This is a genomic window from Streptomyces sp. NPDC058284, assembly GCF_042881135.1.
Lineage (GTDB): Bacteria > Actinomycetota > Actinomycetes > Streptomycetales > Streptomycetaceae > Streptomyces.
Map to the genome: position 1 here is coordinate 1 of NZ_JBHVYE010000063.1, position 10,844 is coordinate 10,844.

6 protein-coding genes are annotated in these 10,844 nt (G+C 68.4%); all 6 read right to left on the bottom strand.

Annotated elements, in window-relative coordinates; translation table 11 throughout:
* Positions 1 to 122: 122 nt before the first annotated feature.
* Entirely contained in the window at positions 123 to 1,706 is a 1,584-nt protein-coding gene (locus tag ACFVYR_RS38000) for a DEAD/DEAH box helicase (RefSeq protein ID WP_384263772.1), read from the bottom strand.
* A 217-nt stretch (positions 1,707 to 1,923) separates the two neighbouring features.
* A complete protein-coding gene (locus tag ACFVYR_RS38005) occupies positions 1,924 to 3,033 on the bottom strand; it encodes an HNH endonuclease (protein ID WP_384263769.1) in 1,110 nt (369 codons plus the stop codon).
* A 20-nt stretch (positions 3,034 to 3,053) separates the two neighbouring features.
* Positions 3,054 to 4,688 (bottom strand): AAA family ATPase, encoded by a 1,635-nt coding sequence (locus ACFVYR_RS38010; protein ID WP_384263766.1) that lies wholly within the window; start codon positions 4,686 to 4,688, stop codon positions 3,054 to 3,056.
* 34 nt (positions 4,689 to 4,722) lie between these two features.
* On the bottom strand, positions 4,723 to 6,237 hold the full coding sequence (locus tag ACFVYR_RS38015) for an N-6 DNA methylase (protein ID WP_384263763.1): 1,515 nt from the start codon (positions 6,235 to 6,237) through the stop codon (positions 4,723 to 4,725).
* On the bottom strand, positions 6,234 to 7,577 hold the full coding sequence (locus ACFVYR_RS38020) for a hypothetical protein (RefSeq protein ID WP_384263760.1): 1,344 nt from the start codon (positions 7,575 to 7,577) through the stop codon (positions 6,234 to 6,236). The genes ACFVYR_RS38015 and ACFVYR_RS38020 overlap by 4 nt, the downstream gene beginning before the upstream one ends.
* Positions 7,574 to 10,627: a DEAD/DEAH box helicase family protein gene (locus tag ACFVYR_RS38025; RefSeq protein ID WP_384263758.1), complete on the bottom strand. Its 3,054-nt coding sequence runs from the start codon at positions 10,625 to 10,627 to the stop codon at positions 7,574 to 7,576. The genes ACFVYR_RS38020 and ACFVYR_RS38025 overlap by 4 nt, the downstream gene beginning before the upstream one ends.
* Positions 10,628 to 10,844: the final 217 nt, after the last annotated feature.

Genomic DNA, 10,844 nt, shown 5'->3' on the forward strand with positions numbered 1-10,844 from the left:
CGCCGACCCACCCCGACCGACCACATCCTGCACTGGTCGACATGGCGCCGCAGACGACAACACCAAGCCCGCATCAGTCACTACAAACGACGCGGACACAGCCCATGACAACTGCCCAACACTCAGAACAAGCACCGTTGCAGTACTAGGACCTGCTGGATAACCGCCCGGATCTGTCCGAGGGTCTGATGCTGCAGGCCGCGGGCGATCTCACGGGAGAGGTCGATCTGTACCTGAGTGGCCGGCCCGAACAGGGCACGGTACTTCGGGATCGCCGTCAGTTGGGACAGGCGTGAGCCCAGCAGCAGCACCACGCAGTGGTCGTTGACAGACCGCACGCCACGTCCCATACCCTGCTCGATGCGCTGCAGTTGCCGCATCACCATCTCTTCGGAGTCACCGAGCACGATCTCTTCACGACGAGTGAGTCCGCTGTATGCCTCGGGGAGACCGTCCAGGACCAGCACCTCGCAGGCCTTGCGGGGAAGATCGATGCCGTCGTACTTGTTCACCAGGACGACCAGGCCGGTGTGGGCCTCCTCTCGCAGCCGCCGGACGGCTTCACCGATCGCGTCGGCCTTGGCCGCGGTGATCGCCGCGTACGGTTCCCACTTGGCGGCCACTCGGTAGGAGGGCGTCAGGATCACCACGTTGACCGACTGGGCCAACTCGGCGACCATTTCTCGCACTTCGTGGTCCTGGATCTTCGGGTTGATGTCCTGAGGTGCGAGGATGAGCCGGTCGCCAAGGTATCCGGCGCTCGCCGGGGTGATCGGGCTCTTGACCGTGGCCGCCGTGGCACCGAAGTCGGTCACCAGCAGACTGTCATCAGCCAGTGTGGCGGTGAGATGGATCCGCCGGCGGGCCCGCGTAAAGCTGGGGATCTTACCGATGGGCGGGCAGGGCGGCTGGATCTCCAGACCCGTGGCGGTGAACACGGCCCGGCACAGGGGCAGCACGTCCTTGATCAAGGGCCACGGCCACTGCAGTTCGTTGTCGTCTCGCAGTGCGTGCAACTCCTGGGTCACCGTGGGGATGTGGCGTTGCCAGGCCCAGAAAGGCACTTCGAGGACGGCCGATGACACCCCGTGGGTGAGGTCGAGGAACTGTGGCTGCGACTGTTGCGACAGATCGTCGGCGAACAGGTCCAGCAGCGCGTTGAAGGTCCTCTCATTGTCGTCCTTGGAGACGACCAGCCTGAACTTCTCCCGCACCGTTGCCAGCGCGGCGTGGGCGTCGTCCACGACGATCGTGCCCACGTCCTCGATCGGTTTGCTCCCGCCCAGCAGCCCGAAGACGCTCTTGCCGTTGACCAGACGGTTCAGGCTCAGCACGCACACCGCCTCGCCGCTTGTGAAGCGGGAGGACTTCGGGTCGGTGACCACATCTAGCCCCAGCTCGTGCGCCTGGGCAACGGCCTGTCCGGCGAGGTAGGGGTCCGGGGCCAGGTAGAGCACCGGTCCCTCCCCCTCGTTGAGACTCGATTGGCAGATCACCAGGCCGACGAGCGTCTTGCCGCCGCCGGTGTTGAGCTTGAGCACGAGGTCCTTTTCGTGGCGGCGCTGGTACCACTCTTCGAGGACCTGCCCCTGGGGGTCGCGAAGAAACTCGTAAGGTTCTTCACGCGACAGGGCGCTGAACAAGATGCGCGGGTCGGTCGGAGCGGACGCCGCCACGTCGCCGAGGGATGCAAAATCGAACGCCACGGGTCCCCCAATTCTCTTGCCATAGCGACCAGTTGAAGCAGACAGACCAGCGTACTTGGCCTCATACGACGTCGGCATGCCCTTTCCCGGCGTGACTCGCGCCGAGACGGATGAACGGCCCGCCTGATCGGCCATCGGCGCGTGCCACCGGTGTGCCGTGGCTGGCGGAGGAACACCCGCAAAATCGGCAGGGCGCGGGCCTGAACCGTGGTGCAGCTCAAACCGGTGCGCCGGGTGGGACGTGCGTGGCGCGGAACTCGGCGAGAGACTGCTCGACGCCAGCGATGGTCAGCCGCCAGAACTCCCAGCCGTCGATCTCGTCGCTTCCGGTGGCTGCCCGGGCCGCGGAGTTCGGGGTGCCCCAGGGGCGCTTGCCGACGCTGATCCGACCGTCGTTGTTCAGGACCGCCTGGTGCGTCCGTTTGTTGTGATAGCCGGTCAGCACGATGCCCGCTTCCAGTTCGGCCGGGTCCAGGTACGGGAGCAGGTCCCGCAGGTCGACTCGCGAACGCCTCGGGTCGATGACCGGGGTGGCGGGGTGGACGGTCACCGGCTGGGTGGGCGCGTCCAGTTGCCGGTCGCAGGCGCGCTGCAGCGCCAAAGCCGCCGCGGCGGCCGCGCTCCACTGCGCGGTAGGGGCCACTCGCTCGTCGATGAGTTGCTGGATGGTGGGCTGGCCGGGTATGCGGGCCAGCACGGCGACCTCCTCCATCAGGTGGCTGCGTTGCTCCCTGATCTGGGTGGCGTTGAGCGCGAGGATCCGTATGGTCTCGTCGGCGCGGCACAGACCGCGCTGTGCCTCGGCCGGCGAGTAGGGGGTGTGACTGCGCCGGGCGTAGCCGGCGGTGTCGAATCCGAGCAGGTCGGGATCGCCGGGCCGGGCGGGGTCCAGGAGCAGCGGTTGCTCGAGGGCCAGGTTGTCGCGTCGGCGCCAGGCGCGTGTCCCGGCCAGCAGCGGGAACCGGCTGCCTTTGGCGCGGCCTTCCGGCACGCCGTTGAATCTGGCGCCACCGCTGTTGCAGTGCTTGCATGCGATGCGGTAGTTGTCGATGCGGTAGGCGAGCCACCAGTAGCCGTCGTGGCCGGATACACCCAGGACCTCGGACTTCGGCCGGAAGTGGTCGACGTTGACATCTGCGCGCTGGATCGTGGTCTCGCAGTACCAGCACTTTGGTCCCACGAGCGCGAGCAGCGGGTCGCGTACTTCGTCATCGGTCCAGTGCTCCGTGAAGGCACGCTTCTTTTTGGCGGCCATTGCGGCCCGCACGTCGTCCAAGGTGCGTTCGGTCTTGGCCGCCCACGTCTGGGGGGTGGTGAGCCCGCTCATGTCCACATGTCGCATCGGCGTCAGATCACCGACGAGAAGTGTTCGTTGAACAGGTCGCTGACCAAGGCCTCCAGTGCCTGCGGGGTCGGAGGGTTAGCGCCGGTGGCGGCCTCGACGAGGGCGCGGCGCCTGCGGTGGAGTTCGGCGAGGAAGGCCGCCACGAGCGGATCGCGGTTGGATGTGGAAAAGCCCAGTGCGTCGAGTTCCTCTGTGACCTCGCGGAGCTCTCTTTGACGGACCGCATCGTGGGCCGCCGCCGGCAGCAGCGCGTACTGTCGGTCGATCAGTTCCTGCGTGTGTTCGTCCAGTTGGGTGGGCAGGGCGAAGAGGTCGGTGGTCAGCAGGCCGCCGGCGCCCTGGCCCCGCGGGGTGGTCTGAGGGGTCACCGCCGTGGCCTGGCCCTCGCCGTCGGTGGCGATGATCCGGATCTGCTGGCGGGTCATGTTGGCCACCAGCAGGGGTTCGTGGGTGGCCGTGAGGAACTGTGAGTCTTGATGCGTCCCCAGCACGGTGCGCACGGAGCTGTACCAGCGGCGGCTCCACTCGGGGTGGAAGTGCGAGTTGGGTTCGTCGAGGAGGAACAGCGACTCCTGTGCGCGCTGGAGGCGCAGCAGGCCCAAAATGGTCAGGAGTTGCTGCTCTCCGGAGCTCAGGTCGTCCAGGCCGAGCGTCACCGCGCCGGTCTTGTGCAATTTGACGTCGGCGGTGAGGTAGCCGGCGTCGAGGAGGGTGGCGAGCAGCCCGAACATCGACAGATCGCTGTCGAAGAGGTTGCGGAAGGCCCGTACGTCTTCGGTGGTGTCCATCACGACCTGGAACCCGTCGGCGGGGCTTCCGGCGCCGTCCACCGGGTCGGCGTCGGGAATCAGGCCGAATCGGCCGGAGTCGGCCAGGGCGGCGAACAGCGTGCGGGCTGGGCCGCCCAGGCCCCAGTACGGCAGCGCGGCCAGGGCTGGTCCCCGCGCGGCGCGGGGGGCTTTGATGCGCAGGACGGCCGAGGCGACGTGCTGGATGTAGGAGTGCTCGCGCAGGTAGGTGCCGAACGAGTCGGCCCAGTGGGTGGTCTGCGCCAGGAGCAGCAGCGGCAAGTGGGCGGGGCTGCACAGGAAGACGGGGGTATACAGGGGGCAGCTGACGGGGAGGGTGAGCTGTTCCGGCCACGCGTCCTCGGGCGATCGGCTGGCTTGCCAGTCGTCGAGTTCCGCTCGCCATTGGCGGCGCCACTCGCTCAGGCGGCGCGCGGCGAAGCGGCGGTGTTGGTCGAACTCCGCGGTCCAGGGCGCATGGGGGTGGGCCTGGTAGCCGAAGACGTGATCGGGAAGATGGCGCGGCCAGTGCGCCCGGGGCACGCTCTGCCACTCGCCGCCCGCCTGTGCCGCCAACAGCTCGGGGGCGGCTTCGCGGGAGGTCTGGACGGCCCGGACCACCGTGCCGCGCAGCTCGAAGTGGACGTCAAATGCGAAGGCCGCGCGGTGCTTGGGCCGGTGCAGCGCACCGAAGATCTCGGCGAGCGCGTGCAGCGCCCTCGATTTGCCGCCGCCGTTGGGGCCGATCAGTGTGGCGATGGCATGGCCGCCGTCCACCGCGTCGGTGAGGTCCAGCCGGAAGTCGCGCAGCCCCCGGTAGGAGGGAAGACTCAGGCGCAGCAGCCGCATATGGTCCCCCCAGCCGGCGCAGGTATGGTCGCGGTCACTTCGCCGGTCCCCGATCCGCTCGGTCGTCGTGCAGGCCGTAGGGCCGCAGCGCTTCGGTGAGCGCGGTCAACTCCTGTAGTGCCGAATGGAGTTCGCCGGCGATCTCCTGGGCCATGTGGTGCAGGTCGGCCTCGGCATCGACGGGGGCAAAGGGCTTCTCCGGTGGTTCTGCGACCAGCAGATCGAGGTTGGCGCGGCCCCTGGCGAGCAGGTCCTCCACAGGGAAGGACCGGAACACCGGTGATGCGACCCGCTCGCTGCGCGGCCGCCCGGGCCGGTAGGCGGTTACGAAGTCTGCATAGTCGGCGCCGACCAGCGTGCTGGTCCTGGTCGGCGCGGGGCGCTCGGAGCGCAGGTCGTACACCCACAGCCGCTTCGTCGACGGGCTGCCGTCCCGCCGCGGTGCGGGCTTGTCGAAGAACAGGACGTTGGTCTTGACGCCGGTTGCGTAAAAGACGCCGGCCGGGAGCCGCAGCAGGGTGTGCACATCGCAGGCGTCCAGGAGTCGTCGTCGCACCTGCTCGCCGGCTCCGCCTTCGAACAGCACGTTGTCGGGGACCACGACGGCCGCACGGCCGTTGATCTGCAGCAGGCTGTGGACGTGCTGGAGGAAGTTGAGCTGCCGGTTGCCGGTCTCCGTCCAGAAGTCGGGGCGGTAGTACCCGTACCCGTCGCCGGCGATCATGGAGCGCCGCCCGAACGGAGGCGCGGTGAGGACCAGCGTCGCGTGCCGCGTCGGCGGCTGGGCGAGCGCGTCACCGACGGCGATACAGGACGGGGCGTCGGCCCGCGTGATTCCGTGCAGGACGAGGTTCATCGTGGCCAGGCGTGCGGTGGCGTCGACGAGTTCGGTGCCGGAGAACGCGCCCTCATTGAGCCGTGCGCGCTGGGTGGGGCTCACGCCGGGCGGAAAGTGATCGACCAGGTACTCGAACGACTTGATCAAGAAGCCGCCCGTGCCGCAGGCGGGATCGATGGTCGTGTCGTCGACGCCCGGCTGGACACACTCGACGATCGCCTCGACCAGCGGCCGGGGAGTGTAGAACTGGGCGGCACCGGTCTTGGGGTCGGCGGTCAGACGCGCCAGGAGATCTTCAAAGACCGCGCCGCGGCCGGTGCTGCCGTCCCCTGACCAGCGGTAGAGGTCGACCAGGTCGATCAGCCGGCTGAGCCTGGCCGGGTCCGGGACACGGTTTTGTGCCTTCCTGAAGAGCAGGCCGAGGTTGCCCGGACGGCCCGCAAGGTCCTCCAGGGCCTGCTCATAGCGCAGCAGCTGGCCCTGACTGTCACTCCAGCGGATCCCTGACCACGCGTCGTAGCCGATGACATCCACCGCGTTGAGCGGGCGGTGGCTCTGCTCGTGGGCAAGTTTGAGGAAAATCAGGCAGGCGAGCTGCTCGACGTATTCGGTGCCCGAGACCCCCTCTTCTCGCAGCACGTCGGCAAAGGACCACAGAACCTTGGCCAGTTCCTGGTTGGGCCCGGGAGGGGAGGCGGCAGGTGGGTTCACAGCGAGGACTCCTGTTGCCCGAGCGAGTGGGCGGCGTGCGGCAGCTGGCCGGTGAACGCCTGCTGCAGGAGATTGCTCCGCAGCCGGTCCGCCACGGCAACCGCCCGTTCGGCCGCGGCGGACGCGGTCCGAAGGGCCGTGAGGTGCGCGTCGACCAGAGCGACCAGCCGCTGTTGCTCCGCGGGTGGAGCAATGGGCACCGGCATCAGGCGGATCTTCCCCAGCCCGATGGACGCCAGCCCCGCGCCCTGTCTGGCGTTGCGTTCGCACCACTGCCGGCCGAACCCGTTCGCGTGCCAGGCCAGCAGCTTCGGGTGCAGCTGCTGGTCGGTGATTCGGGCTCGGAACACATGGTTTTGATGAACGCAGTCGGGCACCTGCTCCTCCCAGATCCAACCGCGGCCCAGCTGACTGCGGTCCCCGCCGCCGGTCAGGATCACGTCACCGGCGCGGAGGCGGGCGGCCTGGGCGCGCTGCGCGGGCAGCCGGACGGAGCGGACGTCGTCCAGGGCCAGCCGGCCTCGCTGCACGTTCGCGACCCGCAGACAGGGAACGTCCACGTCCGCCGGATCCCACTGCCGGCTGCTGTTCTTGGTGACCCCGAGTGTCACCTCGGCGAGGCTTTCCAGACGGGTCCACCGCCAGTCGGCCGGCAAGGTCGGCAGCGCGCCGTCATGGGTACCGACGGGCGGCAGGTCTCCTGGTGCGCTCATCGCGCCGGAGAGCCGGCCCGCACTGGCCTGGGCGCTGATCGCGCCGATCAGCTCGTCCACCTGGTCAACGGCCCTGCGGGTGCGGGTCGTCGTGGCGTCGATCCGGGCGAGGTGGTCCTCCACCAGGGCGGCGATCCTGGCCTGTTCACCAGGGCCGGGGAGCGGAAGCAGAATCTGGTCCAGGTCACGGTGGCCGATCCGGTAGATCGTGCCACCGTGGCGGACGCGGTCCTCGATCTGGCGACGCACGACTGGTGAGTTCCACAGGTGCGCGAGGTACCGCGGATCGACGAGGGAAGGCCGCACACGCACGCGGATCATGGTGTCGGGAAAGGTCGTGGGACGGGGAGGGACGTCCACCAGGGCGCCCTCGCCGACCAGGGAGAGCGAGCCGCTGGCCCGGCTGACCAGCAGGTCACCGGCCGCGGCCACCGCAGGCTCGCTGGCGGCCGTCCAGTCGCCGCCCTTGGTCTGGGAGAAGTCCACCGTCACCGCGCGAAGCGCCGTCGCCCGCAGCACGGGGAAGCCATCCTGGCGGGTACGCAGGGACCGGCCGCTCACCAACGGTTCGCGCAGTACGTCAGCCAGCCGGACGGTTCTCCAACCGGCGGGAAGGTCGATGTTCAAGCGAGCGCCTCACCCAGTTCGAACAGGAGGTCGATCGCGGCGTCGGCCCCGAACGCGCCAAGGAAGCCGTCCGTGCCACCCCGCCCGGAGAACGGGACGCTGTCGAGGTCTTGGGGATCGAAGCGGTCATCGGCGGCGGCGGTCGCCTCGGCAATGTGCTCGATCCACCACAGCTGGGCCGGAGTGAAGGGTCCGGCCTGCTGCGTGAATGCGGCCAGACGTCGGCGCACATCCCCAGAGGCCGCGCTGGGCCCGGTCGGTTCCTCCTCATCCGATGCGTCCGGCCGGTCGTAGACGTGGAGCAGCAGATGCCGCAGCGCAGGCTTGTTGCCGAGCAGGGCGCTGGCATCGCGGACTTCCTCGTCGAGGGCCTCCTCGCCCCAGGCTTCGCCGACCTGCGCCAGGTGGTCCGCGTCGACGGTGCTGAGCAGCCGGGCCACCACCTGCTCCAGGGAACAGCCGGCGAGCTTACGGACCGCGGCGCCACCTGCTTCGCTCAGTACGGGCACGAGCCGGGCCAGGCGTACCCCGAGTTCAGCCGTCTCGTCAGCACTCAAGTCGCCGTCTACCGTACGGTTCAGCAGGTACTCCAGGGCACTCCGGCCTGCCCGGCCGGATGCGTCGGTCACATTGACGAGCCTGCGGTGGTGGTGGCGCGAGGTTCCCGCTGCGTCGATCACCACGAACTGGGTCTTGGCAAATGCGCCTGGAGTGACGGTGCGGAGATCGGCCGGCGCGATGCGCTGAGCGCCTTGCGCCAGCAGCCGCTCGTAATAGGCGGCGGACCGGACATCGCGCAGGAACAGCACGCACTCGACCGCCCGCATGTCGGTGGGGCCGGACATGATGTCCACCACCACGGCGATCCGGAATTGCGGAGTGGTCCTAAAATCCCTCAGCAGCTGCCCCGGATCGTCCCTGCGCATGGTGATCTTCTGGCAGAAGTCATCGCCACGGCCGAATACCTCTTGGATGTGGTGCACGACGTCTTCCGCGTGCGCGTCGTTGAGCGCGAACACCACCGTCTTGGGGACGACCAGCCCGTCCTGGGCCGCCCGCTCCGGGAACAGGGCGGGCAGAGCGTCACGGAACGCCGTCACGACCGCAGCTAGCTCTCGGGAGCCGACGATCCGTGGCGGGGAGTCCGGCCCGGCGTACGCCAGGTCCTCGTCCAGCTGCTCGTACTGGGTGCGGCGCGGACGCTTGGCTTCGGCAGCGATGTCCTCGCCCAAGGGCACGAGCACCACGCTCCCGGACGGCTCGAAGCGTGTCTGGTAGAGGGAGTAGTCCACGACGAGACCATCGGCGATGGCCTGTTCGAAGGGGTATTCGCTCACCAGATTGGCATTGAAAAAGCCGAAGACCGGGGCGACCGGTGTCGCGGTGAATCCGACCACAGGAGCATCGAAGTACTCAAGGAGGGCACGCCCTCGTCCATAGACCGAGTGGTGGCAGTCGTCGACGACAACCAGATCGAAGGAATCAGGCGGCAGGGCTTCGGAGTAGGTGACTTCGAGCGGCGCCGTGTCGGAATGCGAGACCTGCTCGGCGGTCTCATATGCCGAAACGCGAACCGATGCATCCTCCGGCTCGGGCGTACCGGCCAGCATGCCCTCCAGCCTCTGTACCGTGGCCACCACTACGGACGCCGACGGAGTCGGGCCCGCCGAGGTCAGCTCCTCAACGTGGTACACATCAGCAAGGCTCCGCCCCGCATCCGGGGTAGTGAACTGCCGGAACAGGGACGTCAGCTGATGGGCCATCATCCTTCGATCGACCACGAAGAGAATGCGGGCAGCTCTGGCGTACCTGAGCTGGCGGTAGGCCGCGAAGACCTCGGCGATAACCCGTCCGGTGCCGGTAGCCATCTGCACCAGAGCACGGCGGTCTCCGGCCGCGAGTGCTTGCTCGACGGCCTGTACTGCCCTCAGCTGTCGCGGATGCAGCTGTCCGGCCGCGGGTGACCCCTCCTCCAGACGCGGCAGGTGGGCCGTCATCCTTGCGCGATAGGTCGGTGCCGCACTGTCCGCCTCCGCTTCATGCTGCCAACGTGCCAGCGTGGCCGGTCGGTGGAAGCCGCTGACGGGCCGGGCGTGCGGTTCGGGCTCATTGGCATCGCAGAAAAGCAGCCGCTGACCGTCACTCACGTACCGATATGGCAGCGGAGAGCGCCAGACCGGCCACGGCGAGGCGTCCGTCACCGCGGCAGCCAGCATCCCCGCCTGGTGCATGGCAGTGGTGAGATCTGCGCCGTCCCTTTTGCATTCGATGATCCCCACGACCTGCCCGCCCACCAACAGCAGCAGGTCGGCCCGGCTGCCGCCGGACAGGCGAGGCTCCACCAACACGCAACCGAGCGAGCGGTTCCGGTCAGCATCCGCATCCGGGCCCAGTACATCCCAACCCGCCTTGGTGAGCCTGCGCTGCACCTCCTCCGCGATCGACGTTTCTGGCAGCGGCTCGTGCGCCGCGTCGCGAGCACCGATGATCAAGTGCTCGCGCTCTGAGGCCGGCAGGGATGGGGACCCCACTCGGAGATCGAATTCCCGGCGCAATCGGGGCAGGGCCGCGTCCAGCGGAGCCACTCGCTCCGCGAGAACACGTAGGTCGGACGGGCTGGTGTGGACGAAAGACATCGGCTCCCGGTCGCCCGTCTGGAGACGGAAGAACCAGGCAGCCAGCTCGAAACAGCGCTGCACGAGGTGAGGCGCCACCGCCTCTGCGCGCTCGGATTCACCGTCCGCGGAAGCGTGAAGGTCCTCGAACGCGGCAAGGACTCGTGCATGCAGTAGCCCAGCACGGGTCAATACCCGCAGTCGAGACGACTGGTCTGCCGTCGGCGGCCGCACCCCGGCCAAATGGCCAAGCGTGGCAGCGAGCACCTCACCGAACTGACGCGCCGCCGCCACCGCGTCCTGAGGGGCAGTAGACATCCGCGCCTCGGCTGCAGCGCCGTAGAGCGCCAGGAGCGGTTCGTGCGGAAGGAGAAACCCGAAATTGGCTGAGTCGAGAGCCAGATCCGTGAACCGGCTTTCGAGCTCGCTCGACACTCGAGCCACCACCAGCCCTCCCTGCCTGCCCTACTCCTTGGTGCGGTCAGCGTCATGGGGTCCGCTGCAGACCGACCGCCCACCCTACCGTCCGCCGCGTTCGCGCAACATGGAGGTTTGGCCTAGTACTGCAACGGTGCTTGCCGTGACTGCTGGCCAGTTCGGTCGTTGGTCTGGGTATGGGTGGGGACCTTGCTGATGTCAGGTTGTGGGCGGG